Source organism: Bradyrhizobium septentrionale, from assembly GCF_011516645.4.
Classification (GTDB): domain Bacteria; phylum Pseudomonadota; class Alphaproteobacteria; order Rhizobiales; family Xanthobacteraceae; genus Bradyrhizobium; species Bradyrhizobium septentrionale.
Genome location: NZ_CP088285.1, coordinates 1,768,600 through 1,784,715, shown reverse-complemented (window position 1 = coordinate 1,784,715; position 16,116 = coordinate 1,768,600). Strand labels below are relative to the sequence as shown.

The window sequence follows — 16,116 nt, the reverse complement described above, 5'->3', positions numbered from 1 at the left end:
GAACCTGGCCCGCGTCAACGTCTGACGCGGGCCGGAGTGTGGGGAGTAGTTAAACGATCAGATCGTGAGGCGTATGGGTCACGACGGCGTCCGGCATATGGTTTGAGAAGTAATCCGGCTGGTGCTCCGGGATAGCTGGCCCGATTGCCGGCGCTGCATCTGCAGCCCCTTGTGCCAGGCGAAATCCGGCGGAATCCTGGTGCTGACCGAACCACGTGGCGGTTTGATCGAAGTCTGGAGGGGACGAGGCTCCCTGCTGTTCAAGGCTCGGAAGCTCCGCCGCGAAATGAAAGGACTGCCCGGTCGTTCCGGATGTTCCGCTGTCTACAAAGGGCAACATGGCCTGAGACAAGGCCGCGTCTACGTGGCCGCTCGTTGACGTCGGGCTAACGTCGGGCGCTGGAGCGCTGGTGCTGCCGCCGACCGGTGGTGCAGCACTGTCCGGGCTGGCCGCGAATGTGAAGGCATCCATGCCCGCCGTGTGGCACTGAATATCGACCTGAAGATTGGTCGGCGCCGAGTCGCCGTCTCCGTCGACCGCAGTTACATCGAACAGGAGATCCGCGTTGATGCTCGTCTTTTCAGTGTAGCTGATGTTGTTGACCGCAAAGGTGGGGTGCCCGGCCTCCGCTCGATCGTAGTCGACCTGGACTTGATTGAACGCCCTGTCAACGTACAGCGTGTACGTCGTCGTCGTGGCATCAAAAGTGTAGGTGTCGATCAGCGAAGCATCCGATGTCTCCTGCACCACGAAGCTGGCGCTGCCGCACAGCGGCTTGGGAACATCGATGCAGAAGTCGTGAACGTCGGAGCTGCCGTCAAGAACCTTGAGGATCACACCGGCCGTGCCGTAACCCTGCCATTGCGTGAGATTGAAACTGACCTGCGACTGCTTCCCGGAGAACGCGAGGTTCAACTGCTCGGTGGGGTCCATTTGCAGTCCGCTGTCGCCGACCGCGATACCGCAGTCCGACGCCTTGACATCGAGCGGATGGCCGGCGCAGTCGGACCCGGTAATCACCAATTGTCCGTCCGGAGCAGTCAATGACGGCGTGCCCCAGGCCGGGGCGTCGAAATCGGAGCCACTAACGGTGACGTCCTTCGACAGCCCGGCGTGCTCGAGATCAAAACAAAAGGTTCCATCCGGATCGATCAGCAACCTGAAGTACGGATCGGCCAGCGTGCCGCCGCAATCCGTAAGATACGCGTCGAGCTCCACGCCGCCGCCCACCTCATGGGTCGTATAGTAGAAGCTGTAGTCATCGCCATGTCCGGTGACGTGCACCGAAGTGATGCCGTCGCCCAGGCATGACGTGGCCAGATCGTATCCTGTGCTGCCGACTGCACCGTCGTGGACGGCAACGCGCATCGCGGCGTCGCCATCCGCGCCGAAATCGACATGGTAAGTGCCGCTTGCGGTCTGATCGTCCTGAGCGGCGACGAAGGTCTCCGGGAAGCCGCAAATGGTCGGGTGATCGTCGGTGATCGTCAGTTGCTTGCCGAGGTCGATGCACGCACTCTGCAAGTCACCGTCCTTGTCCGTGATGGTGGCAACCAGGCTCACGACGCCGGCGGTCAGCGACACGGCTTCGTCAGCGCTGGTGCAGGACGGATGCGTCACCGCGCGATACTCGGTGAAAGTGACTGCTCCCGTGGCCGGATCAAGCGCGATGGTGAATGCCAGCTCCCCGCCTGCGGTGCCGACATGACCTTCGATGGTGTTGCCGTGCAGAACCAGCACGTCGGCGAGGCCGGTATGTACGTCGGTCAGACCGGATGGGGTGCAGTTGCCTCCGTTGATCGTCAGCGCATAGTGGGTTGTCGCGCCATCGGCGCCCTGGAGCGAAGTGAACGCCGTGGAGAAATCGGCTGCAGTCGTCGTCAGCGCCGCGTCCGGCGCCGAGCCGGCGATGTGGTCGTCCAGCGCCGTTGCCGTCAGATGCGTCTCGCTCAGCGTCAGCGACGGAGCGGTGCCGTTGGCCCGGATGCAGGGGCCATCGTCGCTGATGGATAGCCTGCTGCCGAGGTCGAGGTTCGCGCTCTGGAAGTCGCCGTCTCTGTCCGTGATGGTGGCAACCAGGTTAACGATGCCGGCGGCCAGCGACACGGCTTCGCCGCCGTCCGGGCTTCCGCCGATCGGCTGCTCCACCGGCCGGTAGTCGGTGAAGGTCACGCGTCCCGTAGCCGGATCGAGCGTGATGGTGAATGCCAGCGTGCCGTTGGTCGCGCCGACGCGGCCTTCGATGGTGTTGCCATTCAGAACCAGCAGGTCGGCGAGGCCGGTATGCGAGTCGATCAGCCCCGACGCTGCGCCATTGCCGCCCGTGATCGTCAGCGCGTAGTGGATGGTCGCGCCATCGGCGCCTTGCACCGAAGTGAAGGCCGTCGAGAAATCAGCTGAAGTCGTCGTCAGCGCCGCGTCCGGTGCCGAGCCGGCGATGTGGTCGTCCAGCGCCGTTGCCGTCAGATGCGTCTCGCTCAGCGTCAGCGATGGGGCTGTGCCCGCCGCCGCAATGTGCGGGCCATCGTCGGTGATCGTCAGCTGCTTGCCGAGATCGATGCTTATGTCCTGGTACCGGCCGTCGCTGTCCGTGACCGTCGCGATCAGGTTTACGATGTCGGTCCCCAGCGCGATCCCTTCGCCGCTGTCAGGGCTGGTGCCAGACGATTGTTCCACCGCGCGGTGCTCGACGAAGGTCACGCGGCCCGTGGCCGGATCAACCGTGATGGTGAATGCGAGCGCCCCGCTTGCTGTGCTGACGTGGCCTTCGATGGTGTTGCCGTTCAGAACCAGCACGTCGGAGAGGCCGGTGTGCGAGTCGATCAGCCCCGACGCCGCGCCGTTGCCGCCGGTGATCGTCAGCGCGTAGCTGACGGTCAGACCCGGTGCGGTGACGAACGCCGCCGAGAACTCGCCTGAGGTGGTCGTCAACGCGGCGTCCGGTACCGAGCCGACGATGTTGTCGTCCAGCGCCGTCGCTGTCAGATGGGTCTCGCTCAGCGTTAGCGACGGCGCCGGTCTGGCCTCGATCAGCGGGCCGTGGATGGTGATCGTCACCTCCTGCGGGGTGCCGCCTATCGTGGTCACCGTGAAGCTGTCGGTCAGGGTTTGGCCGACGTGGAGCGCTTGCACGGAGCCGTCGGCGTTGTTGAGCGTATAGGTCCACACGCCGGCCGTTGTTAGCGTGAATGAGCCATGGCCACCCGTGCTTGTCGTCGGCGCGTTGATGGCGGTGAAGGTGTTGGCGGGATCGTCGACATCGGTGTCGGTGAGCGTGCCGGTCGCGATGAGCAGACCGGGCGACGCCCCGCTGACGCCGACTGCACCCACAACCGCGCCGGCCTTGGCGCCGGAAATGATGGAGGCGTCATCGACGCCAACAATGGGGATGTCGAAGCTCTCGCTGGTCGAGAGCGTGCCGTCCGATACGGTGATAACGAAACTTTGGGTCGAGTTGACCTTCAGCGCGTTGATCGCGGCATTGTTCGGAACGAAGGTGTAGTTTCCGGTCGCGCTGTTGAGGTAGAGCGTGCCAAACGCGCCGGTGCTCGACACGTCGTAGGTCAGCTGGCCCTGCACCACGTTGCCGGCACTTCCTCCGCCGATGCCGAATGTCACTGCACCGTTGTTGCTGCTCGCGGAAAAGGTTCCGCTCTCCGTACCGAAGTCATCAAATTTCGCGGTATCGATTTCGGTCGGTCCTGCTCCGAGGTTCAGGCGCGGCGGCGCCGGCGGCGGCTTGAAGGTCTCGACGTTGGCGAAGATGACCACCGGCACGGGCGCGAGCGGATCTTGCGTCAGCGGCTGCGCGCCAGGCTGAAAATTGATCGGTTGCAGCAACGGCGACCCATCGAAGGTCGACGTGCCGGACCCTTTCGATCCCGGTCCCTTCTCGAAATAGGCAAGCGTCTCCTGCTGGGCGTCCCGCAATTCCTCCATGTGCGAAGGGGAATTCGTGGCGTGGTTGACGCCGACGGAGGACCCCTTTCTGCTCAGGATGATCGTCTCTCCGGGATCCTCGACGATGATATGCCGGGGGATCGCCTCCTTGGTCACGAGCTCGAAGACGCCGTGGTGGAGGTCCTTGTAGTTGATGCTGTCGTCGTCCAGGAACGTGACGTTCGGCTCCGCGGCCCGGGCTTCCTTCAGGAGCGAGAAGGTCAGCGCGGTGAGCGTCAGCGTGCCGAAGCCGCCCGCTCGAAAGTTGCCAACCGGCGGGTCCGCGGCCGGGGTGCCCGACCTTGCCAGCCAACTGCCAACGGAACGGAAGATGTCCCTGGTCTTCGCGAGCAGGCCCGGTCGCGCGATGTCGCTGGGGTCCTGCGCGCATGCACTTAGCTCGAGGCAGGTGCCACCTGGCAGGTCGAGCACCCTGCCATCGATCAAGCGTATCTCGATCCGCCCGCCGGCTGCGACCTCGATGACGTCACCTTCGCGAACGGGATCGCCAATCGCGCCTCGAACCGCGATGCCGCTTGCACGCCTGATAGTGCCGCAGCCGATCGCCGTCTGAATGTTGCCGATCAATCGGGGCGGCTGGCCCAAATCGGCCATGGACACGCCCCCGAACTCGACGCCGGACGCAACTGACATTGGCTTTTCGCCTGTTGAGCAGCTCAGGCCGGAACGCGGTGCCGCAGTTTTTTGGTTTGGCTCGCCGCGAGGTGAAAAAACCTCGCGCCAGCAGCCATAGGCTTGCCCGCCGAAACGTCCTGATTGAAACTAAATTCGGTAGTGAAAATCGAATTCCAGTAGCGGGGAGCCACTGCGAAAATGGCAGAACAGCTGTCCTTTATCGCGCGTGCAGCCCCGCAAAATTAATAGTATAGTTACTGAGTAAATTGTCCACTTATTAATTTTTATTCGAACTGCGTCAGGCACTTATGCCTGTTTTCGGCAACTCATCTGGCACTCAAGGTCCTGCGGTCTCGGCCCGGCGGTTCCGTTCACCATCGAGCCACGACACGACAAAATCTTCTCAAAGGAGGGGATCGTGCGCATTCATTTGATTGTTCAATTGCTTGCAAGCTTCGTCCTGGCGCTCGCAACTCTTGTGCCCGGCCAGGTGCAGGCGCAAACCGAGCCGACCCAGCCCGCGGTCCAGACTTCTCAATCGAAATTCATCGGGAGAGTCGTGGCGGCCACCGGTTCGGTCACGATCGAGCATCCGAGTGCAGTCGTCGTTCAGGCTGGGCTGTCTGACAAACTGCCTCAGACACAGGTTGGCGACCCCGTCTATCTGGGCGATGTGGTGCAGACCGGAGCCGACGGACGGGTGGGGATCAACTTCACCGACGGCACCTCGTTCAATCTGTCGAGCAACGCCAAAATGGCCATGACCGAGTTCGTGTACGATCCAAACGGCAAGTCAAACTCGACCTTGCTCAAACTGACCAGCGGAACGTTCACCTTTGTTGCCGGCAACATTGCGAAGACCGGCGACATGAAGATCGACACCCCCGTGGCAACGATGGGCATTCGAGGCACCACGCCACGCATCGAAATATCTGAGGATGGCACTGTGAAGTTCGCCACGCTCGTTGAAGAGGGCAAGAGCAAGGTCCGAAAGACCGGGACACGAACGACGCAGCAACCTGAGCAAAACCCCCTCCACAAGTTCAATCCAAACATCTGTCGAGGATGCTAGGGCAGGTGCAGGCCTTTTCGAGCAAGCAAGGGCCGACATGAAACCTCGTGCAAGCGCCGGCGCAATTGTCAGCCTGATATCGCTTCCCGTTGCGATGCTCTTCGCCTGGCCGGCGGTCGCGCAGAAGCCGAAGCCAAAGGAGAGCTATCCGCGGAATGTCGAATTGTGCAGCGGCCGCGAACGTGCGCCGCTCGACGCGCGCATTGGCGGATGCACGGCGCTGATCGATGCGGCGCAGGACATGACGACGACTGGTCTGGCGATCGCCTACAACAACCGCGGCAACGCCTATGCCGCCCAGGGAGATTACGACCGCGCCATCCAGGATTTCGATCGGTCCATCGAGCTCAATCCGACCTACACCAAGCCGTTCAACAACCGCGGCGTGGCCTATTTCAGGAAACACGAATACGAGCTTGCGACTGCGGCTTTCGATCAGGCGATCAAGCTCAACCCGAACTACGGCCAGGCCTTCGCCAATCGCGCGGAAGCCTACCTGAAGACGAATGACTATGCCCATGCAGCGCAGGATTATGATCAGGCCATTCGCCTCGAGCCGAATCTCGAAGGCCTATGGAACGGACGCTGCTGGAGCCGGGCCATTCTCGGCGCGTTGCAGGCGGCGCTGGAGGATTGCAACAAGGCCCTTCAATCAGGTTCGGCCAATGCCGCGACTTACGACTCGCGCGGCCTGATCTATCTGAAGACGGGCCAGTTCGGCGCGGCGATCGACGATTACAGCGCCGCTCTCCGGATCGACCCGAAGCTCGCAAGCGCGCTCTATGGACGCGGATTGGCGAAGCTGAAACAGGGCGACAAGGCCGGCGGCGATGGCGATATCTCGGCGGCCAAGGCGATCCAGGGCAGCATCGGCGACGATTTTGCACGCTACGGCGTGCAATAGGCGAACTTGGCCGACAGAGGCACAGCAAGTGCGGGTGGCCCGCTTGACGCCGCCACGCCGGTGCGGCCCGCCCGGCCGGGCTAGAGCATTTTCGGTTCTGATTGAATCAGAACCGAAGCTCTAGCTTCTTGTTTTGACGCGTTTTCTTCACGCGAACCGGTATCCACTTCGCTCGAAAACGCTCTAGTCCATGATCTCGACCGTCGCCGAACGGCCGGCGACCAGCGCGATGCGATCCGGCAGGTGATCGAGCGCGATGCGCACGGGAACGCGTTGCGCGAGCCGAACCCAGCTGAAGGTCGGATTGACGTTTGCGAGCAGGTTCGCGCCTTCCGTGCGGTCGCGGTCCGCGATGCCGGCCGCAATGCTCTCGACAAGTCCGGTGAGCCGGACCGGCTCGCCCATCAACCGGACCTGCGCCTTGTCGCCGACGCGAATGCGCGCGAGCTTGGTCTCCTCGAAATAGCCTTCGACATGCAGCGTATCGGTGTCGACCAGCGCCATCACGCCCTTGCCGGCGCTGACATAGGCGCCGGGCCGCAGATCCATATTGGTGATGGTGCCGTTCACTGATGCGTGCACCTCGCTGCGATCCAGATTGAGCTGCGCGACCGCGCGATCGGCTACCGCCTGATCGTAGGCGGCCTTGGCCTCGAGCTGCGTGGCCAGCACCTGCTCCTGCTTCTGCTGCGACACCGCATCGGTGGTCAGCGCGCTGTAGCGTTTGAGGTCGGCGTCGGCCTGATCCAGCGTCGCGCGATGGCCGGCGACCGCCGCATCAGCCTGCTGCAACGCCAGCGCAAAGCGTGCGCGATCGATCCGGAACAGGATATCGCCGCGATGCACCGGTTGATTGTCCTTGACCAGCACGTCGGTGACGAAGCCGGAGACGTCGGGAGCGACCTGAACCACGTCGGCGCGGACCTTGCCGTCACGCGTCCACGGCGACTCCATGTAGTAGACCCACAGCGCGCGAGCGACGGCGAACGCGGCAACGAGCGCGATCGCGGTCAGCGCGACCCGGCCAAGCCAGGCAAAATTCCCCTTCATGGCAGAAACTCCGAGAGATAGACGACAACGCCGAGCAGGCAGACATACAGTGCGAAATTGAACAGCGCGCGGTGCCACACCAGCCGGTAGAGCCCAAAGCGCTGCATGATCCGGCTCACGATGACGCTCAGCGCATAGGCCACGATCAGCCACAGCAGCAGCGCCGGGACCAGGACACCGTAGATGTCGAGCTCATATCTCATGCAGCAAAACTCTCCTCGGGCTGCGATCGATACGCGGGTGCATCCGGAAACAGGCCGCGGCGGATGCCGACGAGGCCAAGTAACGCATCGTCCCGCGCGCGCTCATTGGGATCCGTGACGACCGCGGTCAGCGCCGCATCGATGCGTGACAGCAGTTCGGTCGGCATTGCCTCGTCCGCATGGGCGCGAAACGCCGCCGCGAGGTCGTCCAGCATGTCGTCGATGGCACGCACGGTCATCGCGGCGAGGCCGTAACGGGCGCGCCTGAGATCGATGATGTTGAGCCCGATGCGCAGCTGGACCAGGCTGTCGGCATCGCGGCGGTCGCTTTCGGAGATGAAGGCGATGCGCTGGGCCAACAATCCGAGCCGATGCAGCATCAGGCCGGCAAACTGCGCGCGATCGCCGTGGCCAGGCCGCTCGGCCGCGACCGCCAGCGTCTGCCAGCTCGACGTCGTCAGCCGCCTGGCGATCCATTCGGCGCCGACGCCGCGCGCGATCCGCGTCACGATCTCGGCAATCACGATACCGAGGAAGAAGGCGACGGACGAGTTGGCAAAACTGGCAAAATCCGCGCTGTAGGTCGATTGCAGCGCGAGCAGCGTTGCGGTGTTGACAGCGAGAGCCGAGCCGATCGGCGCGGTTTTCGGCCGAGCGATCAGGAAACCATACAGGAGGAAGGTCGGCGCCAGCGCGGCGATCAGGACCTCGACATGGGTGATACCCGGCACCAGCGCGAACTGATAGATCGCGACCACGACGATCGCGACCAGCGAAAACAGGCCGAAGGCCCGGATGCTCCGCGCCGGCTCATCCTGCGCGGCGAAGAAGGAGCAGGCGACCGCCGCCATCATCGGCGCCGAAGCGCCATCGGGCCAGCCGGTTGCGATCCACAGGCCGCAGCAGATCAGGATCGCCACGGCCGCGCCCGCGGCCGACCACAGCGCCATGCCGTGATCCCGATGGCGGACCGGCGCGGCCCCCGATTCCGGGCGGAACGATAGCGGGACGGTGGAGATATCCCGGGCTGCGGTAATCGCATCGCCCAGCGCGCGGCAGTCGGCTGAGATGTCGATGAGCTCGCGCAGCCGGAGCAGCAGGCTGATCGTGATGATGCGCTCCCGCGGCGCGACGCCGTCGAGCGCAGATTGCCGCTCAGCGATTGCAGCGCGGATTTCCTTGCCGGATTGCCGCTGGCGTTCCTCGTCCACGATCCATGCGGCGAGATCGCCGATCAGGTGCCGGAGCTCCGGCTGCCTTTGCAGCGCCGCCTCGCCGAGTGCGGCAAGCCGGTCTTCGATCGACGTGATGATCGGCAACAGCATCAGCATGCGCAGCCGGACCTCACCGAGGCCACGGACGGTGCCGGCGTCGGCCAGCCGGTCATAGGCGAGATGGGTCGAGAGCGTATCGATCTCGACGATGTCGGTTGCAAGGCGGAGGCGCTGGGCCCGGCGTGTCTCGCTGGTCCCGCGATCAAGCAGCACGTCGCGAGATAGACGGCGCGCATCCGACAGCCAGTTCCTGACGCGGCCGCCGACCGCAGGCGCGACGCTGCGGGGAAGCACCACGGTCGACACCAGGCTCGCACAGACGATGCCGAGCGAGATCTCCTCGACCCGCGCCAGCGCCACGTCGAAGATGCTGCCCGGGTCGGCCACCGACGGAAAGCCGATCAGTGCGACGGTATATCCGCCCAGCATGAAGATATAGCTGCGCGGCGTGCCGTCGAGCAGCGACAGATAAAGGCAGAGTCCGACCCAGAGCGCGATCGCAAGGCACAGCAGCTCCGGCGCGTTGACCAGGTTCGGCACCAAGGCGACCGTCATGCTCGCGCCGACCAGGGTGCCGATCACGCGGAAGAACGCCTTCGAGCTGGTCGCGCCGGCGAGCGGTTGTGACGTGATATAGACCGTCGCCATCGCCCAATAGGGCCGCGGCAGATCGATCGCCAGTGCGATGACAAGCGCCAGCATCGACGCGGCGAACGTCTTCAAAGCGAAGATCAGGTCCGCATGGCGGACCAGGAACGGCTCTTCCGCGCGCATGACTATTTCGCCTCTGCGGCAGTCTTCGCGTCCTGCAGGCGGCTCGCACGCTGTTCGATGCGCTGGAGCGTCTCGAAGGTTATCGCAAGTTTCTCGCTGTCGATATCCTTCAGCAGGCTGGCCCGCACGCGGCGCATGATACGGTTGATGTCCGCGGCCTTGGCTTGGCCGCTTGCGGTGAGATGCAGTGTCTTGGCACGGCGATCGGTGGGATCCTCGCGGCGCTCCACCAAGCCCTCGCTCGCGAGCAGATCGATCAGCCGCACCAGCGAAGGCCCCTCGATACCCAATTCGTCGGCGAGCACGCCTTGCCGGACGTTTTCTCCCTGCCGCGACAGCACCAGCAGCGGAATCGCAGTCGCGTCCGACAGGCCATGATCGGACAGCGCCTGATCCGACTCGCGGCGCCAGATCCGCCCAAGTCGGGTGATCAGGAGCCCGATTTCGGCGTGGATATGAGCTTGCGACGGAGCCATGTCCAGTTAGATAGGATACTAATGATTAGGCTACAATCATATTCCTTGGAATATCTCTGCCGGTCACGCAAAAGCGAACGCACTCTGCGGCGAGGACAGAGGCTTATGGTGTCCGACATACTCGAAGAAAATCCATGGATTCGCGGCAGCAGCTATTGGCGCCCACGATTAGCTTCTTTTCGTGTGGATTTCGCCGGAACGTCCGCGCGCCGTATCCGCTACGGATCGAGCTCAGTATCCCAGTAGAGATAATCGAGCCAGCTCTCGTGCAGATAGTTCGGCGGGAACAGCCGGCCGTTGCGGTGCAGCTGATGCACGGTGGGGGCGAAGGGCGTCTGCTTCGGAAACATCCTGGCCTGCTGCGGCGTCAGATTGCCCTTGCGCAGATTGCAGGGCGAGCAGGCGGCGACGACGTTCTCCCAGGTGGTCTGGCCACCCTTGCTGCGCGGAATGATGTGATCGAAGGTGAGGTCGTCGGCCGACAGGCAATATTGGCAGCTGAATCGGTCGCGAAGGAAAACGTTGAACCGGGTGAAGGCGGGGTGGGTGGTCGGCTTGACGAAGGATTTCAGGGATACGACGCTCGGCAGCTGGATTTCGAAGGAAGGACTTCGTACCGCGCGGTCGTAATATTCGACGATGTTGACACGATCGAGGAACACCGCCTTGATCGCGTCCTGCCAGGACCAGAGCGACAGCGGGTAGTAACTCAGCGGCCGGAAGTCCGCATTCAAGACCAGCACCGGCCAACCGCCTTGCGAGACATGTGCGTTCAAATAACGCTCCTGACTCCCATTAGCTGCGAAGCAGCATGCACTCACATACTACAGGCAGCGTGACGGGATTGTGAAGAGCAATGAGCGGCTTATCCGCCGCGCCCTGCCATGTTCCTGCCCCGATTGCCTCCCGCCCGCGAGGCCCGTAAAGGGAGCCGCAAGGCCCTGTCGGCCAGTGACGGACCCTGCCGATGACCACGACGTCAAGCTATCTCGAGGCGCCGCGCCGGTTGCGCGCATTCGTGCGCGCGCACGAGACGAGCCTCGTGGTGCTGGCGGTATTGATCGGTGCGATTGGCGGCCTCGTGGTGGCGGTCATGAGCAGCCTGGTCACGGTGCTGCATTCGGTGCTGTTCAATTTGCCGCTGGGCGACCGGTTGTCGAGCCAGCCCAGCATCGATTCGCTGCGCGCGCTGCTGGTTCCCTCAATCGGCGGCCTGCTGCTCGGTATTGCCTTTCTTCTGCTGCTCCGGGTTCGGCCGGCCCGCGAGATCGATCCGATCGAGGCCAACGCGCTCTATGGCGGGCGGATGTCGTTCCGTGGCAGCGTGATCGTGGCGCTGCAGACGATCTGGTCGAGCGGCATCGGCGGCTCGGTGGGGCTCGAGGCCGGCTATACCCAATTGTCCAGCGGCCTGGCCGCCTCGCTCGGGCGCGGCTTCCACCTCCGCCGCAACGACCAGCGAATCATGGTCGGCTGCGGCGCTGCGGCGGCGATCGCCGGCGCCTTCAGCGCCCCGCTCGCCGGCGCGTTCTACGCTTTCGAACTTGTGATCGGCGGCTATACCCCGGCGAGCCTGACCCCGGTCGGCGTCGCGGCGGTGACCGGCTACTTCGTCGCCCATGCCTTCGAGCCGCTGCCGCTCGGTGTCGGCGTCGGAACCGTCGGCGCTGTGCTCGGACGGGACCTCGCAATTGCCGCGCTGCTCGGCATGGTCGCGGCCCTGACCGGGATTGCGATCATGCGCGGCGTGACGCTGTGCGAGGCGCTGCTCGCCAAGACGAGGCTTTGGCCGCCGCTGCGGCCGGCGCTCGGCGGGCTCGCCGTCGGCGCGATGGCGCTGCTGACGCCGCAGGTGATGTCGTCGGGCCACGGCGCGCTGCGCTTCGCCGGCATCGTGGCGATGCCGCTTGCCTTCATCGCCGGCGTGTTCGCGCTGAAGGCGGTGGCCTCGATCGTCTCGCTCGGCTCGGGCTTCCGCGGTGGATTGTTCTTCGCCACGCTGTTCATGGGTGCGCTCGGCGGCCGGCTGTTCGCGGCCGGCGTCGACATCGTGTGGCCGGGGCTGAATCTCGATCCCAGCGCCTATGCGGTGATCGGCATGAGCGCGCTGTCGGCCTCGGTGATCGGCGGTCCGCTGACGATGTCGTTCATCGCGCTGGAATCCACCGGTGACCTCTGGCTCACCACTGCGGTGCTGCTCGCCGTCATTATCTCGACCACGATCACGCGCGAGCTGTTCGGCTATTCGTTCGCGACCTGGCGGCTGCATCTGCGCGGCGAGACCATCCGCAGCGCCGCCGATATCGGCTGGATCCGCGATCTGACGGTCGGCAAGATGATGCGGCGGGACATGATAACGGTGGACGCCGCGATGCCGATCGAGGCGTTCCGCGAGGAATTTCCGCCGGGGTCGAAGACCCAGGTCGTCGCGGTCGACGGCGAGGGACGTTATGCAGGCCTTGCGCTGGTCGCGGAAGCGCATGCGCCCGATCTCGAGGCCGACAAGGGGCTTGCCGGCATTCTGCGCTACGCCGACGTGATGCTGCATCCCGGCATGAACGTCCAGGAAGCGATCGCGGTGTTCGACGCGGCCGAAGCGGAATCGCTCGCGGTGGTCGAGGGCGACGGCGACCGGCGGCCGATCGGCCTGCTCACCGAAGCGCACGCGATGCGGCGCTATGCGGAAGAATCCGAACTGCGCCGCCGCGAGGTGATCGGCGAGATTTGATTTCGGCGGGGGATAGCCGAGGCGTCAGGCAGCAAACGGAAGTGAGGCTCTGTCCGTCGCAATCTATCAGACCCGTCATCCTGAGGTGCGAGCGCAGCGAGCCTCGAAGGATGCACGGCCGAGCTGCGGCGGCGGGGGCCGTCGATGCTTCGAGACGCGCGTTCCGCGCTCCTCAGCATGACGGGGATAAATAAGGGGGCCGACGCTACGCCGTCACCCGTTCCAGCTTCTGCAAGCACCGCGTCACGCGCACGGCGGCCAGCATCTCGGTGTCCGGAAAGCTGGTCTTCCAGTCGGTGACGCCGACTTCGCCGACATAGATGTCGCCGCGTGAATCCAGTGCGATGCCGTGCGGCGCCAGGAATTTTCCGGTCTCCACGCCCGGGCCGTGCTCGCCGCCGAGCCGGGCGATGCGGTTGCCCTTGTGGTCTACGATCGACAGCCGCGGGCCGAGATTGGGCACCTTGCGATTGACCGCCATGTCGGGGCCGAGCTCGCCGATCACGAAGTTGGGCTGCTTGCCGCCGCCGCAGCAACACAGCGCGCAAGGCCGGTGCAGATTGTTCCACTGCGTCTCGTATCTGCCGTTGCCGTCGAACACCTGGACGCGGTGGTTCTCGCGATCGGCGACGTAGACCCAGCCGTCGGCGTCGGTCGCGATGTTGTGCACGATGTTGAACTGGCCGGGATCGGTGCCGGGCTCGCCCCAGGTTTTGATGAGTTTTCCGTCAGGCGTGTATTTATGGACGCAGGCATTGCCGTACCCGTCGGAGACATAAATCTCGCCCGTCGGCGACAGCGCGGTATGGGTGCAGCGATGGAACGGCTCGCCGCTCATGAACGGCGCCGGCTTGCTCGGGATGCCGATCGTCAGCAGCACCTTGCCGTCGCTCGAGCACTTGCGCACGGTGTGGTCGCCGTCGTCGGTGCAATAGAGATGGTCGTCGGCATCGATGTGCAGGCCGTGGGCGCGCGAGAACAGGCCTTCGCCCCAGCTCCTGAGAAAATTCCCCTCGCGGTCGAGCACCACCATCGGGTGTTCGCCGCGGTTGAAGACATAGACGCGGTCCTTGCTGTCGACCGCGACGGAGGCGACATCCGTCAGGCTCCAGCCGTCGGGCAGTTTCGCGAAATTCTCAACGACGCGGTAGCGATGCTCGCCGGTGCCGAGGATGGTTGGCATTTTTCTTCCTCTCTCTTCTCGTCATTCCGGGTTCGCGCTGCGCGCGCCCCGGAATGACGGTGGATGGTTATGCCAGCTTCACCACCGGCCCGGCATCGCGCGGCAACAGGCCTTCCTCGATCGCCTTGATCTGCAGCGCGAGGGGGCGCGAGTTGATGCGGCATTGCGCGAGGCTGCCGGCGATGAACCACAGGCCCGGCTGTGGCGTGCGGGTGTACATGTTGCGCAGCTCCTGGCCGTCGCCAAAGCCCCAGATCGGGCCGACGCGCACAGCCATGGCTTCACCGAACAGTCTCTTCACCAGCTCTTCCTGCGGCCGGTAGCCGGTCGCGAGCACGATGAGGTCGGCCGCAACCGTCTCGCCGGTCTTCAGCCGCGCGCCTTCGCTTACGAAGGTCTCGATGTCGGAAAACTGCTTCAGAGCGACGGCGCCGCCCGCGACGAGATCGGAGCAGCCGACGTTGAAATAATAGCCGCCGCCCCGCGTCAGGTACTTGAACTGCCAGCCGGTGCCGCCCTCGCCGAAATCGAGCTTGAAGCCCTTGCGCGCGAGGCCGTCGAGCAGCGGCTTGTCGAGCTCCTTCGACTGCTCGGTTATCAGCACATGGCTGCGCTTGGCGAGCGTGAGCGGCATCGAGGTCGCGATCAGATCATTGTCCTCGAGCGAGCCTTCATTGTAGGCGGCATAGGCAAGCTGCGCCGACGGCTCGATATTGGTGACCAGCGTCGAGGAGCGCTGCACCAGCGTGACCTCGGCGCCGGAGGAGTGCAGGTCCTGCGCGATGTCGTGACCGCTGTTGCCGGTGCCGATCACCAGCGCCCGCTTGCCGGCCCAGTGTTCGCCGTCCTCGTAGCCGCTGGAATGCAGCACCTTGCCGGCAAAGTTCTTCAGGCCCGGGATGTCGGGCACGCTGGGAATGCCGCTGACGCCGGTCGCCATCACGACATGGCGCGGCTGCATTTTCCGTGTCGTGCCGTCGGCGCGGCGCAGCTCGATGGTCCAGCGTCCCTGCGCGTCGTCATAGCTGCCGCCGACAAACTCCGTGCCGGTCCAGAAGTTCAGCTCCATGGCGTCGACATAGGATTCGAACCAGTTGGCGAGCTTGTCCTTCGGGATGTAGGTCGGCCAGTTCGGCGGGAACGGCATGTAGGGCAGATGATTGACCTGCACCTGGTTGTGCAGGGTGAGTGCGTGATAGCGCTTGCGCCAATTGTCGCCGACGCGCGCTTCGCGGTCGACGATCAGCGCGTCGATCCTGAGCTGTTGCAGCCGCGCGGCGATCGCAAGCCCGGCCTGTCCGCCGCCGACCACCAGCACATCGGGGTCGTGGTCGGCATATTCGGCCGCTGCCTTGCGCAGGTCGAGCCAGTTGGGTCCGCGGAAGTCGCGGGAATAGGCTTGTCCACGCGGCCTTGTGGTTCCCTGCTGTTCTTCAAAACCCTTCAATTCCTCCAGCGCGGTCAGCAGCGTCCAGGCCTTCAACCGACCGTCATCGGCCGCATCGGGGACCAGCCGCACGATGCCGTGGCCGCGGCCAACCGCCGTCTCGAACTTGAAGATCGCCTCGATCGCCTGGGTGCCGGCGCGCATCACCCGGCGTGGCGCGCCGCGCTCGGCATCGATGCGGAAATTGCTCGGCGTGCTGCGGCGGGCATGCGCGGGCATCTCCTCGAGGATCGCGAAGGCGCGGTTGACGGTCTGGATGTTCCAGCTCAGCGCCAGCACGTCGCGCCAATAGCTGTCGGGATGGAACAGCGGCTTCAGCAGCACATCTTCGGGGCTCGCCAGCGCATCCTCGAACTGCACAAGCCAATTGTCGGCGGCGACCGAAATATCGTCCGTCTTGTCGAGCATTGAGCGTTTCTCGCCATCGGC

At 64.4% G+C, this 16,116-nt stretch carries 11 protein-coding genes; 3 read left to right on the top strand and 8 right to left on the bottom strand.

Going from position 1 to position 16,116, the window contains the following annotated elements; genetic code table 11:
- Positions 1 to 49 precede the first annotated feature (49 nt).
- A complete protein-coding gene (locus HAP48_RS10370) occupies positions 50 to 4,555 on the bottom strand; it encodes a DUF5801 repeats-in-toxin domain-containing protein (protein WP_166213857.1) in 4,506 nt (1,501 codons plus the stop codon).
- Positions 4,556 to 4,994: 439 nt separating this feature from the next.
- Here HAP48_RS10370 and HAP48_RS10365 point away from each other — a divergent pair, with 439 nt between their 5' ends.
- Complete coding sequence (locus HAP48_RS10365) at positions 4,995 to 5,648, top strand: FecR family protein (RefSeq protein WP_224497000.1); 654 nt, start codon at positions 4,995 to 4,997, stop codon at positions 5,646 to 5,648.
- A 37-nt stretch (positions 5,649 to 5,685) separates the two neighbouring features.
- Positions 5,686 to 6,552 (top strand): tetratricopeptide repeat protein, encoded by an 867-nt coding sequence (locus HAP48_RS10360; protein WP_166213858.1) that lies wholly within the window; start codon positions 5,686 to 5,688, stop codon positions 6,550 to 6,552.
- Positions 6,553 to 6,735: 183 nt separating this feature from the next.
- Here the strand turns inward: HAP48_RS10360 and HAP48_RS10355 are convergent, their stop codons facing one another.
- The 5 genes from HAP48_RS10355 to HAP48_RS10335 all read right to left on the bottom strand — a co-directional run bounded on the left by HAP48_RS10355 (position 6,736) and on the right by HAP48_RS10335 (position 11,105).
- Positions 6,736 to 7,602, bottom strand: coding sequence for an efflux RND transporter periplasmic adaptor subunit (locus HAP48_RS10355; RefSeq protein ID WP_166213859.1), 867 nt, complete (start codon positions 7,600 to 7,602; stop codon positions 6,736 to 6,738).
- Positions 7,599 to 7,805 carry a DUF1656 domain-containing protein gene (locus HAP48_RS10350; RefSeq protein ID WP_029079762.1) on the bottom strand — a complete coding sequence of 69 codons (207 nt, stop codon included), beginning with the start codon at positions 7,803 to 7,805 and terminating at the stop codon, positions 7,599 to 7,601. The genes HAP48_RS10355 and HAP48_RS10350 overlap by 4 nt, the downstream gene beginning before the upstream one ends.
- Positions 7,802 to 9,853, bottom strand: coding sequence for an FUSC family protein (locus HAP48_RS10345; RefSeq protein ID WP_166213860.1), 2,052 nt, complete (start codon positions 9,851 to 9,853; stop codon positions 7,802 to 7,804). The genes HAP48_RS10350 and HAP48_RS10345 overlap by 4 nt, the downstream gene beginning before the upstream one ends.
- Positions 9,854 to 9,855: 2 nt before the next feature.
- Positions 9,856 to 10,329 carry a MarR family winged helix-turn-helix transcriptional regulator gene (locus tag HAP48_RS10340; protein WP_166213861.1) on the bottom strand — a complete coding sequence of 158 codons (474 nt, stop codon included), beginning with the start codon at positions 10,327 to 10,329 and terminating at the stop codon, positions 9,856 to 9,858.
- 218 nt (positions 10,330 to 10,547) lie between these two features.
- On the bottom strand, positions 10,548 to 11,105 hold the full coding sequence (locus HAP48_RS10335; RefSeq protein ID WP_166213862.1) for an HNH endonuclease: 558 nt from the start codon (positions 11,103 to 11,105) through the stop codon (positions 10,548 to 10,550).
- Between the two features lie 191 nt (positions 11,106 to 11,296).
- Between HAP48_RS10335 and HAP48_RS10330 the strand changes: the two genes are divergently transcribed.
- Positions 11,297 to 13,057, top strand: a complete 1,761-nt coding sequence (locus HAP48_RS10330; protein ID WP_166213863.1) for a chloride channel protein — start codon at positions 11,297 to 11,299, stop codon at positions 13,055 to 13,057.
- Between the two features lie 205 nt (positions 13,058 to 13,262).
- Here HAP48_RS10330 and HAP48_RS10325 read toward each other — a convergent pair whose 3' ends face one another.
- Both HAP48_RS10325 and HAP48_RS10320 read right to left on the bottom strand, forming a co-directional pair.
- On the bottom strand, positions 13,263 to 14,240 hold the full coding sequence (locus HAP48_RS10325; RefSeq protein ID WP_166213864.1) for a peptidyl-alpha-hydroxyglycine alpha-amidating lyase family protein: 978 nt from the start codon (positions 14,238 to 14,240) through the stop codon (positions 13,263 to 13,265).
- Between the two features lie 67 nt (positions 14,241 to 14,307).
- Positions 14,308 to 16,095 carry a flavin-containing monooxygenase gene (locus tag HAP48_RS10320; protein WP_166213865.1) on the bottom strand — a complete coding sequence of 596 codons (1,788 nt, stop codon included), beginning with the start codon at positions 16,093 to 16,095 and terminating at the stop codon, positions 14,308 to 14,310.
- Positions 16,096 to 16,116 lie beyond the last annotated feature (21 nt).

What these genes read in the sequence shown, in the direction of transcription:
- HAP48_RS10340 (WP_166213861.1), bottom strand. Translation starts at nt 10,329, where the DNA reads ATGGCTCCGTCGCAAGCTCATATCCACGCCGAAATCGGGCTCCTGATC.
- HAP48_RS10360 (WP_166213858.1), top strand. Translation starts at nt 5,686, where the DNA reads ATGAAACCTCGTGCAAGCGCCGGCGCAATTGTCAGCCTGATATCGCTT.
- HAP48_RS10345 (WP_166213860.1), bottom strand. Translation starts at nt 9,853, where the DNA reads ATGCGCGCGGAAGAGCCGTTCCTGGTCCGCCATGCGGACCTGATCTTC.
- HAP48_RS10370 (WP_166213857.1), bottom strand. Translation starts at nt 4,555, where the DNA reads ATGGCCGATTTGGGCCAGCCGCCCCGATTGATCGGCAACATTCAGACG.
- HAP48_RS10355 (WP_166213859.1), bottom strand. Translation starts at nt 7,602, where the DNA reads ATGAAGGGGAATTTTGCCTGGCTTGGCCGGGTCGCGCTGACCGCGATC.
- HAP48_RS10325 (WP_166213864.1), bottom strand. Translation starts at nt 14,240, where the DNA reads ATGCCAACCATCCTCGGCACCGGCGAGCATCGCTACCGCGTCGTTGAG.
- HAP48_RS10330 (WP_166213863.1), top strand. Translation starts at nt 11,297, where the DNA reads ATGACCACGACGTCAAGCTATCTCGAGGCGCCGCGCCGGTTGCGCGCA.
- HAP48_RS10350 (WP_029079762.1), bottom strand. Translation starts at nt 7,805, where the DNA reads ATGAGATATGAGCTCGACATCTACGGTGTCCTGGTCCCGGCGCTGCTG.
- HAP48_RS10320 (WP_166213865.1), bottom strand. Translation starts at nt 16,095, where the DNA reads ATGCTCGACAAGACGGACGATATTTCGGTCGCCGCCGACAATTGGCTT.